Origin of the sequence: Pedobacter sp. BMA, assembly GCF_001027745.1 — a bacterium.
GTDB lineage: Bacteria > Bacteroidota > Bacteroidia > Sphingobacteriales > Sphingobacteriaceae > Pedobacter.
This window is the reverse complement of sequence record NZ_LECU01000007.1, coordinates 237,612-258,361: the sequence shown is the minus strand read 5'-3', so window position 1 is coordinate 258,361 and position 20,750 is coordinate 237,612. Positions and strand designations below refer to the sequence as shown.

Annotated in this window: 16 protein-coding genes; 8 read left to right on the top strand and 8 right to left on the bottom strand. The window is 43.0% G+C overall.

What is annotated here, in order from left to right:
* Window positions 1-103: 103 nt before the first annotated feature.
* Window positions 104-1,480, top strand: a complete 1,377-nt coding sequence (locus tag AB669_RS17560) for a PAS domain-containing protein (RefSeq protein ID WP_047800646.1) — start codon at window positions 104-106, stop codon at window positions 1,478-1,480.
* A 2-nt stretch (window positions 1,481-1,482) separates the two neighbouring features.
* On the opposite strand, the gene AB669_RS17555 is transcribed toward AB669_RS17560, so the two are convergent.
* A complete protein-coding gene (locus AB669_RS17555) occupies window positions 1,483-2,079 on the bottom strand; it encodes a Crp/Fnr family transcriptional regulator (RefSeq protein ID WP_047800645.1) in 597 nt (198 codons plus the stop codon).
* Between the two features lie 337 nt (window positions 2,080-2,416).
* Here AB669_RS17555 and AB669_RS17550 point away from each other — a divergent pair, with 337 nt between their 5' ends.
* From AB669_RS17550 to AB669_RS17540, 3 genes are all read left to right on the top strand, one after another.
* Window positions 2,417-2,650 (top strand): hypothetical protein, encoded by a 234-nt coding sequence (locus tag AB669_RS17550; protein ID WP_047800644.1) that lies wholly within the window; start codon window positions 2,417-2,419, stop codon window positions 2,648-2,650.
* 121 nt (window positions 2,651-2,771) lie between these two features.
* A complete protein-coding gene (locus tag AB669_RS17545; RefSeq protein ID WP_047800643.1) occupies window positions 2,772-3,977 on the top strand; it encodes an HlyD family secretion protein in 1,206 nt (401 codons plus the stop codon).
* Window positions 3,974-6,193: a peptidase domain-containing ABC transporter gene (locus AB669_RS17540; protein WP_047800642.1), complete on the top strand. Its 2,220-nt coding sequence runs from the start codon at window positions 3,974-3,976 to the stop codon at window positions 6,191-6,193. The genes AB669_RS17545 and AB669_RS17540 overlap by 4 nt, the downstream gene beginning before the upstream one ends.
* A 121-nt stretch (window positions 6,194-6,314) precedes the next feature.
* Here AB669_RS17540 and AB669_RS17535 read toward each other — a convergent pair whose 3' ends face one another.
* On the bottom strand, window positions 6,315-7,799 hold the full coding sequence (locus AB669_RS17535) for an alpha-amylase (protein WP_047800641.1): 1,485 nt from the start codon (window positions 7,797-7,799) through the stop codon (window positions 6,315-6,317).
* A 256-nt stretch (window positions 7,800-8,055) separates the two neighbouring features.
* Between AB669_RS17535 and AB669_RS17530 the strand changes: the two genes are divergently transcribed.
* Complete coding sequence (locus AB669_RS17530; RefSeq protein WP_047800640.1) at window positions 8,056-8,955, top strand: SDR family oxidoreductase; 900 nt, start codon at window positions 8,056-8,058, stop codon at window positions 8,953-8,955.
* A 79-nt stretch (window positions 8,956-9,034) separates the two neighbouring features.
* Here the strand turns inward: AB669_RS17530 and AB669_RS17525 are convergent, their stop codons facing one another.
* Window positions 9,035-10,768, bottom strand: a complete 1,734-nt coding sequence (locus AB669_RS17525) for a glycoside hydrolase family 15 protein (protein ID WP_047800639.1) — start codon at window positions 10,766-10,768, stop codon at window positions 9,035-9,037.
* Window positions 10,769-11,125: 357 nt separating this feature from the next.
* Here AB669_RS17525 and AB669_RS17520 point away from each other — a divergent pair, with 357 nt between their 5' ends.
* Complete coding sequence (locus AB669_RS17520; RefSeq protein WP_047800638.1) at window positions 11,126-13,318, top strand: catalase; 2,193 nt, start codon at window positions 11,126-11,128, stop codon at window positions 13,316-13,318.
* 69 nt (window positions 13,319-13,387) lie between these two features.
* Here AB669_RS17520 and AB669_RS17515 read toward each other — a convergent pair whose 3' ends face one another.
* The 4 genes from AB669_RS17515 to AB669_RS17500 all read right to left on the bottom strand — a co-directional run bounded on the left by AB669_RS17515 (window position 13,388) and on the right by AB669_RS17500 (window position 18,247).
* Window positions 13,388-13,882 carry an ankyrin repeat domain-containing protein gene (locus AB669_RS17515; protein WP_047800637.1) on the bottom strand — a complete coding sequence of 165 codons (495 nt, stop codon included), beginning with the start codon at window positions 13,880-13,882 and terminating at the stop codon, window positions 13,388-13,390.
* A gap of 75 nt (window positions 13,883-13,957) precedes the next feature.
* Complete coding sequence (locus AB669_RS17510; RefSeq protein WP_047800636.1) at window positions 13,958-15,202, bottom strand: sodium:proton antiporter; 1,245 nt, start codon at window positions 15,200-15,202, stop codon at window positions 13,958-13,960.
* A 7-nt stretch (window positions 15,203-15,209) separates the two neighbouring features.
* Entirely contained in the window at window positions 15,210-16,994 is a 1,785-nt protein-coding gene (locus tag AB669_RS17505; RefSeq protein WP_047800635.1) for an ABC transporter ATP-binding protein, read from the bottom strand.
* A 173-nt stretch (window positions 16,995-17,167) separates the two neighbouring features.
* A complete protein-coding gene (locus tag AB669_RS17500; protein WP_047800634.1) occupies window positions 17,168-18,247 on the bottom strand; it encodes an NAD(P)-dependent alcohol dehydrogenase in 1,080 nt (359 codons plus the stop codon).
* Window positions 18,248-18,453: 206 nt separating this feature from the next.
* Between AB669_RS17500 and AB669_RS17495 the strand changes: the two genes are divergently transcribed.
* On the top strand, window positions 18,454-18,978 hold the full coding sequence (locus AB669_RS17495; protein WP_047800633.1) for a sigma-70 family RNA polymerase sigma factor: 525 nt from the start codon (window positions 18,454-18,456) through the stop codon (window positions 18,976-18,978).
* 33 nt (window positions 18,979-19,011) lie between these two features.
* Window positions 19,012-19,785 (top strand): DUF72 domain-containing protein, encoded by a 774-nt coding sequence (locus AB669_RS17490; RefSeq protein WP_047800632.1) that lies wholly within the window; start codon window positions 19,012-19,014, stop codon window positions 19,783-19,785.
* Here the strand turns inward: AB669_RS17490 and AB669_RS17485 are convergent.
* Window positions 19,772-20,749 carry an MlaD family protein gene (locus tag AB669_RS17485; protein WP_082120721.1) on the bottom strand — a complete coding sequence of 326 codons (978 nt, stop codon included), beginning with the start codon at window positions 20,747-20,749 and terminating at the stop codon, window positions 19,772-19,774. The two genes, AB669_RS17490 and AB669_RS17485, sit on opposite strands and share 14 nt — an antisense overlap.
* Window position 20,750 lies beyond the last annotated feature (1 nt).

Below are 20,750 nucleotides of genomic sequence, written 5' to 3'. Positions count from 1 at the left end.
TAACGCTTTTTTGTTATCAGGTGTCCGTCAGTGTTAATTTTTGATAAATAAAAACTCATTATGTATAATTTACGTTATATTGTTCGACTATAGTTCATCCCAAATGGAACAACACCAAAACAAAGGCACTTCTGCAGCATATGAGGCTGCAAGATTGAACGCGCTCTATCGCTATAAAATTCTCAATACATTGCCTGAAGAAGCTTTTGACGACCTGGCCAGGCTGGCCTGTCAGATTTTTGATTTGCCTGTCTGCCTCATATCATTCATCGGCGCTGAAGAAGTTTTTTATAAAGCCAATGTTGGCTTGGGGCAGGAACCTGGTGAGCTACGGTCAGAAAGTATCTGTACCAACACTATGATGAATGAAGGGGTAACCATAGTAAAAGATATTCATACCATTCCCCGTTTTAAAGATAATCCTTTTGGGATCCGCTTTTATGCTGGTGCGCCACTCATTACTGCCGATGGTTTCCGTATCGGTGCAATATGTGTGCTCAATCAGGAAACCATTGAATTTGATGAGCAGAAGCAGCAAATCCTTTTGGGGCTTGCTAAGGTGGTACTGGACAGGGTAGAACTCAGACTCATCGCTCTAAATCAGCAGAAGCTGAAGGAAGATCATGCCAGGTTACTCAGCACAACAGATGAAATTGTTGCAGAAAAAGATCATTTGGTCGAATTTAAAGCCCAGGTGACACAGGCAAATTCTGTTCTCGAAAACAGGCAGGAGCACTTTGAAATCCTTTTTGATCAGGCACCTGTTGCCATTGGTATTTGTTCTGTCCCAGATAAAATCATTCAAAGGGCAAATGCTGCTTTAGTTAATATATGGACTGATCATACAGATATTAACGGGCAGCCACTCGAAGATATTATCCCGGATGTAGATGGTCAGACCTTTTTGAAAATGATTGATGAGGTTTATGAATCGGGAAAAGGTTTTCAGGCCAATGAAGTGAAGCTGCAGGTTTGGAATGGAAATCGCATGAAAAGCATTTATGCAAATGTCTCCCTTCAACCTCTGGACGGTTTAGCCGATAAAACCGATCATGTAATCTTCATCCTCGCTGATGTAACTGAACAGGTTGTTGCCAAACAAATGGTTGAGGAAGCGAATATTGTATTAACGAGTGCCATTGATGCCGGTGGTATGGGATATACAGTGGTAGAGTTTTCAACCGGTAAAATGGTTTCCAACAATCAGTTCAAAAACAACTATGGCTATGCTGCAGACGATGAATTCCATTATTCCGACCTCTTCGATGCCATGCTTCCGAAATACAGGCAAAAGATTAAGCAGGCCGTACAGGAAGCCATTGAAAATAATACCGTTTATCAGGCCGAGTATGAAGTGAAATGGGCCGATGGAACAACACACTGGATTCGTGCGTTTGGCAAACCCAGATACGATATCTATGGGAGAGCATCACATATTATCGGACTCAATAAAATTATAAACCCACCGGCAGCGGGTTAAGATTAGAACGTAAGGTTGGTTCTCAGTCGGCTCAGCGTTTCTGTGCGCATCCCAAGATACGATGCCAGGTGCTTCAGGGGGATTCGGTAGTAGAAATCGGGCTGAATTTCGAGCAGCCTTTTCAATCTTTTTTCACCTTTAGCCAGTCTGATCAGCAAGTTGCGTTCTTCAGCTTCATGATAATGTAGCCAGAGTAGCTTTCGTCCAATGATACTCATTTCAGGAAACAGGGCAAACAAAGTTCTGATCAGGGCATTAGGAATCTGGATGGTACGTGTATCTTCAATGGCATCTATCAGTTGCGGTTTATCTTCTTTGAACTGTTTTGGATACACTGTTAACCCTACAATACGTCCTTCGGTACTTAACCAGGTGGTTACTTCTTCATCATCATCCTTCGCAAAGCCACGCACTGCCCCCGATAAAATAAAGTACATATCAGGTAAATCATCCAGAGGGCCGATCAGGTGTTTACGCTTCTTAAAATGCTTTATAGCGGTTTCCTTTATAATCAGGTTCTCCATTTCTATGGGCACGTCGCAGTATTCCGAAAAGTATCTGATAAGTTGTCTTTTCTCGTCTAGCGTTTGTTTGTTCATGACAGGTGTTTGATTAATTATTCTTGGCACAAATGATGCCGGTAAAACCTGAGGTTGTGCGTATGCCTGTCTTCTATGGTAACTTTTCTGATTGATAATCCAACATATAGCTGAATTGTGTACGCACGCGTTAAAACGGTTTAGCAGGCTTCTTAGTATAATTGAGGACACAACTCAAAAGTTTAATTTATTCGTTTGAGTACTCCTTAAAGGACAAAAGTAAAAAACTTAATCGCCCTTAACCTCGTTTCTATAATAACACTGCGCAAGTGGTGGTTAAATAAAAGGAGTAGCCGAAAACCTCAAACAGAGTAGGCATTATTAAAATTAGAACGTTATGAAACTTCAAGAGTTAAATTTAAACGAAATGAAAGAAATCAACGGTGGTGGTTTATTAGGTGGCAATGATTCATCCAATGCAGGTGGATTAGGTGGCTCACTGGGAATTGGTAATTTATTATCATTCTCAAATGAAACCACTGATGGAGATGAATCGAGTAAAACCTCGTTCTCTTTAGGAAATAACATCGGTGGAAGCTTAGAAGGTTTATTTCAAAGCTTAACCAGCTAATTTGAATTTAAAAATTCCGATTATTAAAAAGTCCCGCGAATGCGGGACTTTTTAGTTTAAAACAGTCCTTTTTTGGTTTTTCAAAAACCAAAAAAGTCTGTTTGCGTATATATTTCAAGATATGGACAGCGACAAATACATTTTTCCGAAAGAAGTTATCGAGAATACGGCCGAATATCATTTTCATTCGCATCACTCAGCCACTAAAATCATTTATCAGGTATTGCTGGTGGTGTTAGTAGTCGCATTAGTAGCCATGTTCCTCATCAGGGTAGATGTAAACGTTAAAAGTGCAGGATTGTTCAGGCCAACAGCAGAACGCAATGAGATTAAACCTCTGATTTCCGGGCGCATCGACTCACTTTACATTAAAGAGAATATGCATGTCAAAGCAGGGCAGGTGTTGCTTACCATCAGGAAAGAGAATATTGAAAGTCAGGATGCCCTCAATCAATTTCAGCAAACGGATGTCGCAGATCAGCTTCATGACCTTGGTTTACTGATTAATGCCTACCGCAGAAATGACTGGTCAAAAAAACTGCCGTTAAAATCAGGAGTTTACGGACAACAATATAGTTTTTTTATGCAAAGGGTAACCGAAGCAAAGGCACGTTACCAGCTTGCGCTGAAAAACTATGAGCGATACGCTTATCTTTATAAAAAAAGGGCGGTGTCTGCACTGGAATATGATGAGGTAAAGTTGAAAAAAGACAATGTTTTTAATGAATTGTCGCTCATTGGGGAGGATCAGGGAAGTAAATGGCAAACAGAATTAAACCAGTTGAACATTCAGAATCAACAGCTAAATACTAAGGATAAACAATATAATGAGGAAAAGGAATACTACACCATAAAGGCACCCTTAACAGGTACTGTGCAGGAATTGAAAGGGATACAGCCGGGTAGCTCCATTTCTGCCAACGAAATCCTCGGAGAAATATCACCAGACTCAGGTCTTATTGCCGAAACCTATGTGGCACCAAAAGATATTGGCCTCCTTAAAATCGGCACAAAAGCCCGCTTTCAGATCGATGCCTATAATTATAATGAATGGGGAATGGCCACCGGAAAGATTGTATCCATATCCAGTGACATCTTTATGCAAAGTGGTACACAACCCTTTTTTAAGGTTCGCTGCCTGCTCGATAAAAACAGCCTCCATCTTAAAAATGGCTATGTAGGTAAAATCAAAAAGGGAATGACTTTACAGGCCAGATTTTTTGTTACCCGCAGAACATTGTTTCAATTATTATATGATAAAGCCGACGATTGGCTCAACCCAAATGTGATACGCGGAGCTCAGGAAACTACCATCAGCAAATTATGACAAAGAAGCGCAACTTGTTTAGCCGATTATTTGGAAGACTATCATCTGGCAAAAAGCCTGCAAGAACGTTAGTGAAACAACATGATGTAACCGATTGTGGTGCCGCATGCCTGGCTTCCATCAGTATTCATTATGGACTCGATCTTCCTATTGCCCGGATCAGGCAGTATGCCTCTACCGATAAAAAAGGAACAAATGTGTTGGGCTTGATTGAAGCTGCCTCCCGGCTGGGTTTTTCTGCAAAAGGGGTGAAGGCCGGTTATGAAAATCTGTTCAGCATTCCCCTTCCCGTAATTGCGCATGTGGTGCAAAATAACATTCATCATTATGTAGTTATTTATGGCATCCATTCAGATTATATTGAGATAATGGATCCTGCTTTTGGTGAGATGCTGCGGATATCGCACGACGACTTTCGCCGTCAGTGGAGCGGGGTATTGGTGATGTTATTGCCCGGTGATGATTTTACTGCCGGAACGGAACGAATCTCGCTCGAAAAAAGATTTTTATACCTCCTGATGCCCCACCGCTCTGTGCTGATTCAGGTACTCATTGGTGCAATATTTTATACTATTCTGGGTTTATCAACTTCAATTTTTCTTCAAAAAATTGTAGATAATGTATTGCCTGAAGGAAATACCAATTTGCTTAATCTCATGGGAACAGTGATGATCATCATCATTTTACTGCAGATTTTTATCAATTATGCCAAAACACTACTGACCATAAAAACCGGTCAGCAAATAGATGCCCGGCTGATATTGGGTTACTACAAACACCTGCTCAATCTGCCCCAGCAGTTTTTCGACACCATGAGGGTGGGGGAGATTATTTCCAGGATGAATGACGCTGTTAAAATCAGGGCCTTCATCAACGATGTGCTGATTGGATTTGCGGTAAATGTATTTATCCTTATTTTTTCTTTTGCCCTGATGTTTACCTACTACTGGAAACTCGCCCTGATTATGCTTACTGTTATCCCACTGTATGCCATCATATATTATATATCGAACAGGTTAAACCGTAGTACACAGCGCAAACTGATGGAGAAGACCGCAGATCTGGAAAATCAGCTGGTAGAATCAGTAAACTCAGTGAGTACCATCAAAAGATTCGGGCTGGAAAACTTTGCTAATCTCAAAACAGAGATCCGTTTTATTGAGTTGCTGAAAACCGTTTACACTTCAGGGACCAACTCATTGCTGGTGGGCAATGCCAGTAGTTTTGTATCCAGTATTTTTGCTGTCATTTTGTTGTGGGCAGGTGCCAGCTTTGTGCTGCAAAATTTGATTACTCCAGGTGAACTCCTTTCATTTTACGCCATTATTGGCTATTTTACAGGCCCTGTAATTGGCCTTATCGGCATGAATAAAGTATTCCAGGATGCCCGGATTGCCGCCGACCGCCTCTTTGAAATCATGGATCTGGAGAGAGAAAAAACTGAGAACCGTACGGAGCTCACCCCTGATATGATTGGCGACATTGAATTCAGGAATGTAAATTTCAGATATGGTACACGCGTTACTGTATTTGAAGATTTCAGTTTAAAGGTTCCTAAAGGTAAAATCACAGCCGTTGTTGGAGAAAGTGGCTCCGGAAAAACCACGCTGCTTTCGCTACTGCAAAATATCTATCCATTGCAATCGGGTCACATCATGATCGGGGAATATGATATCAATTACCTCACTAACGTTAGCCTTAGGAAACTGGTGGCAGTAGTGCCGCAAGATGTGCACCTTTTTGCCGGAAATGTAATCGAAAACATCGCCATCGGCGATATGGAACCTGATATGAAAAAAATCATCCGCATCTGCGGACAGCTGCATATTCTCGATTTCATTGAACATCTGCCGCAGGGGTTTGAAACATATCTGGGAGAAAATGCCACAAACCTTTCTGGTGGACAACGTCAGCGCTTGGCTATTGCCAGGGCATTGTACAGGGAACCTGAAATATTAATCCTGGATGAAGCAACATCCTCTCTTGATTCTACTTCCGAAGAGTACATTCATCACGCTGTATCGCTACTGCGCGAAGCGGGCAAAACCATTATCTTAATTGCCCATCGTTTAAGTACGGTGGTGAATGCCGATAATATTGCAGTACTCAAGCGCGGAGAACTTCTTGAGGAAGGTACCCATCAGGCATTGCTAAAAAAGAAAGGTGCTTATATGGAAATGTGGAGAAAGCAATTTCCATTGCTGGAACAGGCTTAGTAGTAAAGCTGTTATGGCTTGTTAATTTTTATCACGTGGTAACAAACCCAGGTAAAACCTAAAGCGGTTGCAAACCTATAAATCATTGGCTGCAACCGCTTTATTTTTTTTAATATCTGCGCTAATCAGCAGTATAGGCCGAAACCCCTCCACCGTTGCAGTGGAATGTTCCCCAGCCATCCTCATTGATAACCACTTCCTGTTCTATATTACCTAGCCTGTCACGAAATACCCGCCCTGCGAATTCTTTTCCCATTTCCATATCTTTAAATCCGGCATCACCGTTGGAGATGATGACCGCAATACCTGAACCCGGTCTGTCAGCATCACCATCTACAGTCCAGCCAATACAATTAGGATGGTCGAAATAATCACGTTGGGTGCCATAAACATTGTTTTTTCTAAGCCCCAGGAGCGTTTGAATTTGTGGAATCGCTTCCAGCGTTACTTCATGTTTTTCACCATCATTCCCCTCATCACTGTATTTTGCCCCATAAAGATCAGGATAAAAAATGCAGGGATATCCTGTAGCCCTCAATAGGATCATGGCGTAGGCCAGGGGACGAAACCATAGGTCGACTGTTTGCTCCAGGGATTGTAAAGGTTGTGTGTCGTGATTTTCTACTAGTGTAACCGCAAGTTCAGGTCTGGCCTCAACCAGCGTCCCTGAAAATATCGTTGCAAGATCAAATTCATTTCCCTGCTTGGAAGCATTCGAGAAGTTCGCCTGAAGGCAGGCATCAAACAAAGACATCCGGCCTTCTGTGGCGTCAATATAACGCAACATATCATCAAGTTTTCCCGGCGACCAATATTCACCAACGGTAAAAAGTTCCTTTCCGGTAACTGATCTCATATGATCAAGCCATTCATTATAAAATGTTGCCGGCATATGTTTAATGGCATCAAGCCTGAAGCCATCGAAACCCACTGTTTCATGAAACCACTCTCCCCAACGTTTAAGCTCTTCCACTACACTGGGGTTCCTGAAGTCTATATCCGATAGCATCAGGTAATCGTAATTTCCGTTTTCCGTATCCAGAACATCCTGCCAGCCTTCACCATACTGATTCTGTATGCTGTATATTGCTGATTCTCCAGTTTTTTCGTCGTAATCAACACCAGTAAAGCACTGAAAATCCCACTGAAAAGGTGAATATTTTCCCTCGCGGCCAGGGAAAGTAAATTTTGTGTAAGCTTCTATCTCAAAGGGTTCGGAGGTAAATTCGTTACGGTTTTCCGGGTTCACCTTTCTTACCGTGATGGTTTCGGTTTCATCACCACCGCCGAGGTGGTTCAGTACAATATCCATATAAACCTGTAAGCCTGCAGCTTGTCCGGCTTTTACTGCGCGCAGCAATTCTTCCCTGGTGCCGTATTTCGTCGCTACACTCCCTTTCTGGTTAAACTCACCAAGGTCGTAATGATCATACACATCATAACCGGTTGATACGCCGCCATCCATGCCTTTGTGTGCTGGAGGTAACCAAAGTGTATCGATTCCAAAAGTCTTAAGTTCTTCAGCCTCCCGTTCCATTTTCTTCCAAAGGCTCCCGTCTGCGGGGTAATACCATTGAAAATATTGAAGCATAGTAAAGTTTTCCATTATTGTGTTTTAAGCCATGTTTAACAGACCATACAACCACAACAGCCAGAAATAGTTTTCGCGTTTCAAAGATGAACAACGATAGCGGTACTTTTTTGCGGTAAAAATTGTTAAAAACGCAAAGGTGTCAGATTTTCTGAACAAATCAGCGTTTAGTGCTGTTGAAATCATACGGGGTAATTTAACCCTGATGTACGGATTGATCACCACGGCCAGGTGATCAGTAGCCGACCTTTGTGGCCATAATTTTATACCTATGATTGAACAACAGCGAAAAACATTAGAAAATCCAAACAAGAAGTATCCCGTTCCCCCTTTTCCACGTCAGCCTCAGAATGTGCCCGGACTGGCTTCTAAAATGGAACCAATCCCCGACCATGGGGAGCAGAGTTATGTCGGTTCAGGCCGTTTACTGGGAAGAAAAGCATTAATAACCGGAGGGGACTCCGGAATAGGAAGAGCTGCGGCAATAGCTTATGCAAGGGAAGGTGCAGACGTGGTAATCAACTATCTGCCCCAGGAACAATCAGATGCCGACGAAGTGCTGGCCTTAATTGAGGCTGCAGGAAGAAAAGGATATGGCATTCCCGGCGACATTACCATCGAATCATTTTGTACATTGCTGGTAGAACAGGCGGCCGAAAAACTTGGGGGTATTGATATTCTGGTCAATAATGCCGGCCATCAGCAGGCGGTTGAATCCCTGCTGGATATCACTACTGAAGATTTTGATACGACATTAAAAACCAATGTCTATGCACCGTTCTGGATTACCAAAGCTGCCTTGCCTTTACTACCTGAAGGTGCGGTAATCATTGCAACCAGCTCAGTACAGGCTTATGATCCGTCTGAAAATTTATTTGATTACGCCCAAACCAAGGCGGCAAATGTGGCTTTCGTGAAGTCGCTGGCTAAACAGCTCGGACCTAAAGGGATCAGGGTGAATGGGGTGGCCCCAGGGCCAGTGTGGACACCTCTGCAAACCAGTGGCGGACAACCTCAGGATGCCATCGAGAAGTTTGGTGCACAAACGCCGCTTGGTCGCCCGGGGCAGCCCGCCGAGCTCGCGTCTATATATGTGCAGCTGGCCGACAGCAATGCCAGTTATGCCACCGGACAGATTTATGGTTCGGCCGGAGGTAGCGGACATCCATAATCGCCAGCTATAAAAACGCCCCTTCATTTGAAGGGGCGTTTTTTATTTACGGGTAAACTGATGGGTAGTCTGAAATCATTTATACCATACTTTCAAAACCGCTTAATGCTTGTTTATAGCCATTTGCCGCGCAAATGAAAGACGAATGCACAAAGGTCTGCGGAAAATTGCCCAGGAGTTGTGTAGTGTTCAAATCAGCTTCTTCCGCAAAGAAGCCCAGGTCATTGCTGAAACCAAGTACGGCATCTAAAATCTGCTTTGACTTTTCCAGATTTCCTGCCAAAGCATAATAGTGTGCCATCCAGCAACTGCCCGCCAGAAACGCACCTTCCTTTGATGAATCGAATTCCAGAAGGTGGCGGCGATAAAGGTTACGCTCACAGTAATCACGTTCTATGCGTGTGATAGTGGCCACCATAGCGACACTTTGTGCCTCATAGATTCCAAAAGGCGCAAATAAGGCGGCTGTGACGTCAACATTCTCTGACCCGGCATGTACGGCATATGCCCCGTCTGCTGTTTTGCAGTATTCTTCTATAAAGGTGCGGATCAAAGCTGCATTATGGAGCCATTCGGCAGCTTTAACCGGATCGGTTTGGTAGGGTGCAATCAATTCAAGTCCGCGTGCGGCAAAGGCCTTACTTGAGGTATAATGTTGTACCTGTTCCTCTTCCCATATACCATTATCTTTCCGTTGCCAGTTTTTGCAGATGAAGTCAGCAATTTTGCTTACAGTGTCCCAGTGCGTCACTTGGTTAAATTTTTTGTAAATCAGTCCACAGGCAATCAGCACGTTTGCCTCGGCATCTAATTGGTATTGTGTGGCTGCACTATTGCCAATCTGCACCGGACGGCTGTCGAAGTAGCCTTTTAGCGGAAGTTTTATGATTTCAGCAGATAGTTTATTCTGGTCAATGCTGTAAAAACAGGAAATATGATCTTCCTCATTTTTTTCCATCGCTCCCGATATGAAACTGATGAATTTCTCTTCCAGCTCGCCCGTAGTGATAATCTGCGTAAGCGATGAGGTAATTAATGCCGCATCCCGCATCCATACGTAACGGTAATCATAATTCCGGGCGCCACCAATTACCTCTGGAAGAGCAGTTGTTGCTGCGGCAACTATTCCGCCGCTGGGTTCGTAAACCATTTGTTGTAAAGCCCGGAGTGAATAACGCACCTCATTTTCATAAGGTCCGTGGTAGTTGACCAATGCCTCAACCTTTTCCCAGTTTTTTAATGTTTCATCAAGGTAAACTGACATATCCTCACCAGTAAAAACTTCGGCAGCACCAAGGTAAGCCCAGCCAGACTCCCCTTTGCAGATCACGAACGAAATTCTGTCATCCACGATGCTTAGCGGATGACTGCAATGTAAATAGAGCCCACTATCGGGAATATGCACTACGTTTTGTCCTGCCGCTTTATATGTAGTTGTTTTGGTTCCGTAATGGGGCGCTATCATGAGTGTGCTTTCGATATCAAAAGGTGCTATTGAAAAACTGCGGCATATTCCGCTGGTTTTCGTATTCAATGGCATGAAATCGGTAAGGGTAAAGCCTTTTCCGTTTATGGAATAGTGGTTTTTTAATACACTGCTCCGGTCCTGATACTGCCGGTCGAGAAAGTTCTTACCTTCGGCACTCACTGTCCAGTAACCTCCTTTTTCAATATCCAGGAGAGTTGACATTATTGCCGCGGCGTCAAAGCGATCGGGGCAATACCAGCAAATTGTACCGTCCTTATCCAGCAAGGCACAACTATGCCGGTCGCTGATTACCGCCAGATCTTTGATTACGTGTTGTTTTAGCATAGACGGTAATCTCCTTTCTTCACATCGGACAGGAAAGCATGGATATGGTTTGTGTGAACGATGTTTTGATATTCACATCTCGGATGTTCAGTTGTAATTTTTATCGGTTTTAATTTCATAGGGAATTTCTGGCGTTTCAAGGTTAACGGCTACTTTTATCTGAACAAGCCTGAAGTCAGTTTGTTCTCATGGGAGTGACAGACATTAAACCTAATTCCTCTAAAGGGTTTGTGTAAAGCTCCATATAAAAATCTCAGGCACTTCCGGAGGGATGGATTCCGGAGAAAATAGATGTAAAAAAACAAAACTTATCCGCACAACAGACGGTTGTACAATTGATAATCTACAAAACATAAAATGGCAAAAAAAACTGCTCAGAAAAATACAGGCCCTGCACAGCAGGAAAATGATAAAACTACAAAACTGGAAAGTTTCGTAGCCGACTCCAGTGGTCAGTCCATGACCACCAACCATGGTGTAAAGATAAACGACGACCAGAATTCACTCAAAGCAGGGGAGCGTGGTGCAACATTACTCGAAGATTTTATCCTGCGGGAGAAAATCACACATTTCGATCATGAACGCATTCCTGAGCGTATTGTACACGCCCGTGGTTCTGCTGCACATGGTGTTTTTAAAGTATATGAGGATTTATCAAAATTAACCCGGGCTGCTTTTCTTTGCGATCCGGGAGCAGAAACCCCTGTATTTGTGCGTTTCTCAACGGTTGCCGGATCCAGAGGCTCTACCGACCTTGCTCGTGATGTAAGGGGTTTTGCCGTGAAGTTTTATACCCAGGAGGGTAATTTTGATCTGGTAGGAAATAATATGCCTGTGTTTTTTATACAGGATGCAATAAAATTCCCTGATCTGATTCATGCCGTTAAACCCGAGCCGGATAATGAAATGCCACAGGCAGCCTCGGCTCACGATACCTTTTGGGATTTTATCTCTCAGTTGCCCGAATCGGCACATATGATTATGTGGGCCATGAGCGACCGCGCCCTACCCAGAAGTTACCGCATGATGGAAGGGTTTGGAGTACATACCTTTCGTTTCGTAAATGCTGAGGGCGTATCAAACTTTGTCAAATTTCACTGGAAGCCGCTTTTGGGTGTGCATGCAGTGGCATGGGATGAGGCACAAAATATTTCAGGGAAAGATCCTGATTTTCACCGTCGCGACTTATGGGATGCGATTGAGGCCGGTGCATTTCCCGAGTGGGAGCTTGGTGTTCAGATTATCCCTGAAGCGGATGAGTTCAAATATGATTTCGATATCCTTGATCCAACTAAACTAATTCCTGAAGAGCTTGTGCCTGTACAACGTATAGGCAAAATGACCCTTAACCGCAATCCGGATAACTTTTTTGCCGAAACGGAGCAGGTAGCTTTTCATGTGGGACATGTGGTACCGGGAATTGATTTTACCAACGACCCACTTTTACAGGGAAGGTTATTTTCTTATACCGATACACAGCTGATCCGTTTGGGAGGGCCTAACTTTCATGAAATTCCGATCAACCGCCCGGTAGTTCCGGTTCATAATAACCAGCGCGACGGGTACATGCGCCAAACCATCAACAGAGGCAAAACAAGCTACGGTCCAAATGCAATTGCTGCGAACGATCCTCAGCAGGTAAGCGCTGCAGACGGTGGATTTGTGAGTTATAATGAACGCATCGATGCCCGTAAAATCAGGGCACGGAGCAGAAGTTTTTTCGACCATTTTTCTCAGGCACGCTTGTTTTTCAATTCACAGAGCGATCCGGAAAAAAATCACATCATCGATGCGCTGAGTTTCGAACTTGGTAAAGTAAAAACCGTTGCTATCCGGGAGCGTATGTTAGCGGTATTGGTACAGATAGACAAAGGCCTTGCAGGTGAAGTTGCTGTAGCCCTTGGACTGCATATCCCCAAGATTGCTCTTGAAGATCTGAATAACAGCATTCCGGCAGATGGGGATCGGGCGGACTATGCTTCGGCTAATCCTCAGGGTAGTTTAGCAAAATCGGAGGCATTAAGTATGGCTGGAAAAGTTAAAGACACGATTGCCACGCGAAAAATTGCAATCCTTGCTGCTGATGGTGTTGACGAGGTTTCTCTTTCAAAGGTTAAAGATTCTCTGGTTAAAGAAGGTGCTATAGTGCATGTCATTGCACCGAAACTTGGACAGATCATATCAAAAGGAGATCAGGTGATCGTTCCTGATGAAAGCTTTTTAACAGCAGCATCCGTATTATATGATGCGGTTTATGTACCCGGTGGAACGAATTCGGTAGCTACTCTGGAAGCAGAAGCCAATGCAGTACATTTTCTGAATGAGGCATTTAAACATTGTAAGGCCATTGCTGCTGATGAAGATGCCATTCAGGTACTGGAAGCTACTTATTTTCATAAAAAACTCCCTGCTGAATATTCGCAGGAAACTGTTATGAGTGAAGGTATTATCGTTTCGGGCGATACTGCTAAGATGGCCCGTACTTTCAAAGATATGATTGCAAATCACCGTTTTTGGGATCGGGAGAACCCAAGAAAAATCCCTGCATAATACCTATGGAAAAGGGGGACAAATCGTCCCCCTTTTTAAATATCTTATTTACAAACCTGATAGGTTTTTTTAAGTAATCGATTGCCTGCCTGCCGTTTCCAGTCGCGCTAAACCGGCCTCGTTACCTTGCATGGCGGCATAATCTAACGCAGTTTGCCCGCGCTGATCCTGCAGGTTGATCTCGGCACCTTTCGCCAATAACAATTCAAGCACCTCATTACGCCCGAACATCGCTGCGAACATCAATGCAGTACCACCATTACCATGTTTTAAATTCAGGTTCGCACCACTTTCAATCAGTAAAGCAGCAATATCTGTATACCCTTTAAAGGCTACACCCATCAATGCAGTATTTCCACCATAGTCGGCCGCATCGATATCGGCACCTGCCTTAATGAGAAGCCTTGCAGCTTCAATATGATTATTGTAGCAGGCAATGATGAGTGGCGTGTAACCTTTCTCATCTCTAAAATTCAAGTCTGCATTTCTGCGGATAAGTTCTTGTAATACCGCTGTCTCCCCTTTACGGGCCGCAGGAATGATGAGTAAGTTGATGTTTTCCATGCCTATTTAAACCATCCTTTTCTTTAAAAGTTTTAATAATTCTTTCGCACTTGCCCTAACTTGAAGGGATATAGTTTATGCCGGCTTGGTCACCAGCCTGTTCACTACAGCATTGAGGCTTAAACCCTGCACTACAATAGAAAATACCACAATACAGAAACAACCGGTTAAAATCAAATCTCTGTACGGAGAGGCGGGGAGGGATAAAGCCATCGCCACAGAGATACCGCCCCTTAAGCCACCCCAGGTGAGTATGGTAATGCTGTTATAATCAAGTTTTAGTGAGCGTCGCACGGTAATTACCGGGAAAACGATGCTCAATGCCCTGGCAAGCAAAAGAATAACAATAGCAGCAAGACCTATCCACAGGAAAATCAGGTCGAACTTCATGATGACCATTTGAAGGCCGATCATCACAAACAAAATTGTATTCAGCAATTCATCCATCAGGCTCCATATTTTCTCAAGATAAACGTTATAATCTGTGGTGCCATGCTTTTCGAGCGAACTGCTACTGAGCAATAACCCGGCAGCAACCACCGCCAGTGGAATAGATACGTGTAAGATACCCGCCACTACTGATATTACCATCACCAGGGTAATGGTAATCAGCAATACGGTTTGAAAGTCGGCTATCCGGCGCATCATTTGAAATGCCAACCAGCCCAACACCAAACCCAACGCAAGGCCGCCGAATACTTCCTGAGCAAATAGCACTGCGGCCTCCGAAAATTCGAAATTTTTATCGGGTGTTGATCCTACCTCCAGGAAACTCACAAAAAGCACCAGTCCGATTCCATCATTAAACAGCGATTCTCCTGAAATAATGGTTTCCAGCCTTGGCGGCATTTTTGACTTTTTAAGCAGGGCTGCCACGGCTACAGCATCGGTAGGGGCAATCAAGGCTCCAAAAACCAGGCAATAAATAAAAGGTATTTCTATCTTGAAAAGTTCAAGTAAATAAAAGAGTCCCCCGGCAAAGAGGAGGGTAGATATGATTACGCCCACAGTGCTTATGACGAGTATACCCCTGATGTTTTCCCGCAATTTTTTGATGTCAAAATGTAATGCACTGGCAAACAACAGAAATCCAAGCATGATATCAAGCAGTGTTTTGGAAAAATCCATGGAATGCGTTAGGTCTTTTACAAATGCCGTGATGCCCGGAAAAAGCCGGCCGGTAAAAATGGTAATCAATGCGGCCGCAATTGCCATGATCATTACGCCAATTACTCCGGGAAGTTTAATGAAACGTGCATTAATAAAACTGAAAATAGCAGATATGGTAAAAAGGGAAGTAATGATAACAAATAAATCCATGCTCCAATTAGTTTAATGCCAGCTCATCAAGTTTATTGAGCTCTTCAACCAGCTTACGTTTCCCTACCTGCTGACGCCACATCGCATAATACAACCCTTTTTGATCGAGCAACATCTCATGGGAACCGCTTTCTACAATCTGTCCGTTTTCCATTACATAAATTCTGTCGGCATGCATAATCGTTGATAAGCGATGTGCGATAATGAGCGTGATGTGATCTTTTAACTGTGCCAGTTTGGTTACGGTTTTGCTGATTTCCTCTTCTGTCAATGAATCCAATGCAGATGTGGCTTCATCAAAAAGCAAAATATTAGGGTTTCTAAGCAGCGCCCTGGCTATCGATAAACGTTGTTTCTCTCCACCGGAAACTTTAACTCCACTTTCTCCGATCAGTGTATCAAGTCCGTCTTCAGCCCGGGCAAGCAAGGTTTGGCAAGCCGCTTTGTTGAGTGCTTCCATACATTCTTCATCCGTGGCATGCGGTCTAACAAACCTCAGATTGTCGCGTATATTCCCTGAAAACAGTTGCGTATCCTGGGTTACAAATCCTATTTTCCTGCGCAATTCATCAAGCTCAATCTCATCAGTATGGGTTCGGTTGTAAAATACATCCCCCTCAAAAGGCTTATATAAACCCACAAGCAATTTAATCAGCGTAGTTTTTCCGGACCCTGACGGACCAACAAATGCAACAGTTTCTCCTTCTTCAGCATGAAATGAGATTCCATCAAGGGCATTGTTGCTGCTGTTTTTATATTTGAAAAATACATTTTTAAATTCAATATGATTAATGCGTTCCACCGGGGTCGGAACCTCCGGCGAAGCTTCCACAGGCATGTCCATGATGCGTTTGAAATTTCCGAATGAAATTTGTGCCTCGCGCCAGGTCAGTGCCATGTGTCCGAATTCCTGCAGCGGCCCGAAAAGAAAATAAGAATAAAGCAGAAAGCTGAAATACTGCCCGGCAGAAAGCTCCCTGTCGAAAATTAACATCAGCATCACAACGATCATTAAACTTCGTACAAAATTTACCGTTGTACCCTGAACGAAGCTCAGCATCCTGAGGATTTTTGTTTTTACGATCTCTAAATTCAGAATTTTATAAGTAGCGGTGTTCAGTCTTTCAATCTCCTGCTCTCCTAATCCATGGCTTTTAACCAGTTCAATATTCCGTAGCGACTCTGTGGAACGTCCGGCCAATACTGAGGTTTTAGAAATGATTGCCCGGTGTACTACCTTTACCCGTTCGGATAGCTTCCAGCTCAGAAATGTTATTATTGGAACTGATGCGATGAAAACAAGTGTTACCTTATAGCTAATCATGATCGAGTATACTGAGACAAAAATAATCCCGAAAAAAGCCATGAAACTCACATTGATGGACGATTTGATAAAGTTCTCAGAATCACTTCTTACTCGTCCGAGCATATCCAATTTGGCGCCGCTTCTTTGGTCTTCAAAGACATAAAAAGGCATGGCCAGAGACCGTTTCATGCCGTCAGCATACATTTCGGCGCCAGTGCGCTGTGCAATGTTAATGGTAAAGAAATCCTGAAAGTTATTGGCGATGCGGGAGATAAGAGCAGCCCCAACACCGATACCGGCCAGGGTGAGTATTCCGGAAAAGTATTCTGATCTCGAAAGAAGTTCACGTTTGTTAATGAAATCGTCGACAAGCTTACCCGCTATCAGTGGTTCTACCAAAGAAAAACCCTGATTGATGGCTGTCATCAGCAAAGCCAGCATCACCATATAGCGGTGTTTCTTTAAATAACTTAAGAGTATTTTCATGGATTTCCGTTAAAAAATAAATAGCGGCTCAAAAACGATCAAAATACCTGGTTACTTTGTAAAACAAATGGGTTGTGGAGCTAAAAATTTAAGTCCACAACCAATTTAACAACATAAAAGTAATTCCTTTGTTTTATGAAATTGAAAATGAAAATTCTGCTGAATGAAATCCGCTATTCTCCTTTAAGTGTAGACATATCGATTACGTACCGGAATCTCACTTCTTCATCCTTCACTTTTTCAAACGCATCGTTAATTTCAGCAATATCAATGAGTTGCACATCAGGTGAAATGCCGTGAGCAGCACAGAAATCAAGTACTTCCTGTGTTTCAACTGTACCACCAATAAGCGATCCGCCAACGGTGGTGGAAAGTTTAGCAACTTCCATATTATTAGTAGGTGCTTTATATGGACCTAATAAACCAACAGTTACAATCGCACCTCTTCTTCTTAGCAAAGGGATATAGTCATTAACATCGAAAGGGTACGGAATGGTTGCCAGCAGAAAATCGAATGCCGCAGCAGCAGTTTCCATTTCATCTTTATTTTCTGATATGATTACCTGATCCGCGCCGAGCTCAAGCGCAGCGTTTCTTTTTTCTTCTTTAGTGGTAATCGCGGTTACGGATGCACCCATGGCTTTGGCAATTTTGATTGCCATATGGCCTAGTCCGCCGATTCCAATCACACCTACCTGATGTCCTGGTTTCACTCCAAAATGTTTCAGAGGTGAATATGTAGTCACGCCTGCGCACAGGATAGGAGCTGCGGATTTAATATCAAGGCTTTCGGGGATGCGCATCACGAACTTTTCCTGCGCCACTATATTATTCGAATAACCACCAAAGGTATTAAATTCCGGATCTGGCTTCCAATAGCCATTATAGGTCATGGTTTGACCGTGGGGTCCCTCGCAAAACTGTTCTTCACCGTCGTTGCAAGCGGCACAGGTTTTGCATGAATCGATCATACAGCCAACGCCTACAATGTCGCCAACTTTAAAATTAGATACTGCAGCACCCGTGCTACTGATTTTACCAATAATTTCATGGCCGGGTACACAGGGATATATCGTGTTTTTCCAGTCATTATTCACCTGATGAAGATCAGAATGACATACGCCACAGTAAAGCACTTCAATCAGTACTTCGTCTGGCTTAGGCTCATTCCTTTCAAACTGCATTAACTCTAATGTTTTTCCTCCAATCAGGGAACCGCTGGCACCATAGCCTTTCGATAGTATTTTTTCCATAGTAGATTTTTGTTGTTAAATAAGCAACATGGCTGATCGATAATAGTTTTATGGATTGACACTACTTTATGGAATGAGGATTTGGTTGTTACACATACAAGCTTTAATAGCCGTTATTTACGCGTGTTTTTCCGGAATAGCCTGAATTTACAAACTTATAGCGGGTTTTCGATGTATTAATAGTAACCTATAAGCAAATTTCACCTATGAAAACACAGGAATTTAGTGCACTGATTTACAATAATACTGATGCCCTGCATCGCCATGCCATGCGTTTTACGGCAGATAGTGACGATGCAAACGACCTCATTCAGGATACCCTGATTAAAGCATTACGCTTTTCCCATCAGTTTGAAAAGGGTTCTGACCTAAAGGCCTGGCTTTTTGTGATCATGAAAAATACCTTCATTAATGATTACCGCAAAAAAACCAAAAGGGCAAGTATCATTACGAGTGAAGATAACATTAGTTCCAGCCACCTGATGCAAAGTGCAACCAGAAATGCGGGTGAACACCAGTTTTTGATGCGCGATATTCAACTGGCTTTATCGAAACTTCCGGAAGCTTACCGAATACCTTTTATCCGGTATTTTGAAGGTTTTAAATATGAAGAAATCGCTACAGAATTAAATATACCACTGGGAACTGTAAAAACACATATTCATCAGGCCAGACATTTATTAAAAAAGCAATTAAAGAATTACAAGGATGATGCTTTTCGCAGCAAGTAAAAACCTGCCTCCTGCATCCACAGCTATACAGTGATGCTTAAAACCTTAAAAAACTACTATTCAGGAACCAGCGGATTAATGCTGCCGGTTCCAAACAAAAGTCACTACCCGGAGGCATATCAGGACAAATCCCGGCTTAACTATTATGCCTCGTTAAGCAACAGCATAGAAATCAACAGCAGCTTCTATAAGATCCCGAGAGCTGTTACCCTACAAAAATGGGCATCGGAAGTTCCTGATGATTTTGCATTTACATTTAAGTTATTCAAAGGCATCACCCACAACGCTAATCTATCTTTTAGCCACAATGAGTTAGAATTGTTTCTTGAAAATATCAATGCAGTAGGGGCTAAAAAGGCTTGTTTGCTGATCCAGCTACCGCCCAGTATTACTATCAATAGACTCCCTGCTATTGCGCATTTACTGTCAACCATCAAATCCAGCGAACAATCTTTGGGGTGGGAGCTGGCTTTAGAGTGCCGGCATGCCTCACTTTATGATGATGGACTTAAAGAATTACTGGAGGATTTAAAGGTAACCATGGTTGTACACGACCGCACAGGCCTGAACACTCCGTTGGATTGGGATACCAGCCCAGCGGCTTATCTTCGGTTTCACGGGCCTCAGGGCAACTATCGTGATAGTTACACTGAGGATTTTTTAACCGAATATGCCAGCTACATCAACGAATGGCTCGGTGAGGGAAAAAAAGTATATGTTTATTTCAATAACACCATGGGCAATGCCCATGGTAATATGACGACATTAATGAGGATGGTTGAAGAAGCTGCTGTTACTGGCCTTTAAGTTTCAATGAATCTTTAGCTCTTTTTTTGAAGAAACCACGGAGTAAAAAGTTGCTTTGTAAAGCTTCCAGATCCTCATCCAGTTTCTTGCTGCTTTTATCGAGGTTGAGCATAATGGAACGAACCTGTTTAGCCGTGGCCTCATCATTCAGTAGTAAACCAGCCGCATTGTCGCTGGTTTTGAGTTTTGCAGATGCAGCTTCCAGGTTTGCGGCCATAGCGCTAGCTGATTGTGTAGTTTGCTGTAAACTGCCAACCGAACGCTCTAGTCGTGCAAACACAGCCGTATCGGTAAGCAACTTATCCATCAGTCCGTTTTTGGTATTAACCGTTTTACTAAAGGTGCCTAACTGCACAGCAGCCTGCGAGGTAATGGCTGCAGTTTTATTCAGGTTGGCTACCATAGATTTAAAATTCTGGGCCAGTTGCTCATCACTCAACAAAGCTCCTGCAGCGCCTTTACCATCGATCAGGTTGCGTGAAAGAACTTTGAAGTCTGAAGTCACATCCACCAGGTTTTTATTATTAACCTGCAATGTTTTCATGATATCATCAGTAGAAAGTGATGTATTTACTTTCAGCATATCGCCGTCTTCAACGAAGGGAAATTTAGGCGTTCCCCCTGTAAGTACAACAATTTTGTTTCCAATCAAACCGTCGGCACCGATACTCGCCCCGGCATCTTTATGAATGTATTTATGTACATCTTCCTCAATGCTCAGTAATACTTTCACCTGGGAGGTACCATAAAAGTCGATTTTTTTGATCGTTCCGATCTTCACGCCTGAAAACCAAACGTTATTTCCCTTTTTCAGACCCTGTATATCATTGAAAACCACACTGAGGTTGAAACTTTTGACAAAGGTTTTTTTCTGGCCACCCAGGGTAAATATGGCTACCAGGAAGATGAGTATACCTATGGCAATAAATATGCCTACTGTAATTTTTTTTCTGTTATCGTTCATG

Coding starts and splice junctions, on each gene's coding strand:
- AB669_RS17560 (WP_047800646.1), top strand. CDS start 104: ATGGAACAACACCAAAACAAAGGCACTTCTGCAGCATATGAGGCTGCA.
- AB669_RS17555 (WP_047800645.1), bottom strand. CDS start 2,079: ATGAACAAACAAACGCTAGACGAGAAAAGACAACTTATCAGATACTTT.
- AB669_RS17550 (WP_047800644.1), top strand. CDS start 2,417: ATGAAACTTCAAGAGTTAAATTTAAACGAAATGAAAGAAATCAACGGT.
- AB669_RS17545 (WP_047800643.1), top strand. CDS start 2,772: ATGGACAGCGACAAATACATTTTTCCGAAAGAAGTTATCGAGAATACG.
- AB669_RS17540 (WP_047800642.1), top strand. CDS start 3,974: ATGACAAAGAAGCGCAACTTGTTTAGCCGATTATTTGGAAGACTATCA.
- AB669_RS17535 (WP_047800641.1), bottom strand. CDS start 7,799: ATGGAAAACTTTACTATGCTTCAATATTTTCAATGGTATTACCCCGCA.
- AB669_RS17530 (WP_047800640.1), top strand. CDS start 8,056: ATGATTGAACAACAGCGAAAAACATTAGAAAATCCAAACAAGAAGTAT.
- AB669_RS17525 (WP_047800639.1), bottom strand. CDS start 10,768: ATGCTAAAACAACACGTAATCAAAGATCTGGCGGTAATCAGCGACCGG.
- AB669_RS17520 (WP_047800638.1), top strand. CDS start 11,126: ATGGCAAAAAAAACTGCTCAGAAAAATACAGGCCCTGCACAGCAGGAA.
- AB669_RS17515 (WP_047800637.1), bottom strand. CDS start 13,882: ATGGAAAACATCAACTTACTCATCATTCCTGCGGCCCGTAAAGGGGAG.
- AB669_RS17510 (WP_047800636.1), bottom strand. CDS start 15,202: ATGGATTTATTTGTTATCATTACTTCCCTTTTTACCATATCTGCTATT.
- AB669_RS17505 (WP_047800635.1), bottom strand. CDS start 16,994: ATGAAAATACTCTTAAGTTATTTAAAGAAACACCGCTATATGGTGATG.
- AB669_RS17500 (WP_047800634.1), bottom strand. CDS start 18,247: ATGGAAAAAATACTATCGAAAGGCTATGGTGCCAGCGGTTCCCTGATT.
- AB669_RS17495 (WP_047800633.1), top strand. CDS start 18,454: ATGAAAACACAGGAATTTAGTGCACTGATTTACAATAATACTGATGCC.
- AB669_RS17490 (WP_047800632.1), top strand. CDS start 19,012: ATGCTTAAAACCTTAAAAAACTACTATTCAGGAACCAGCGGATTAATG.
- AB669_RS17485 (WP_082120721.1), bottom strand. CDS start 20,749: ATGAACGATAACAGAAAAAAAATTACAGTAGGCATATTTATTGCCATA.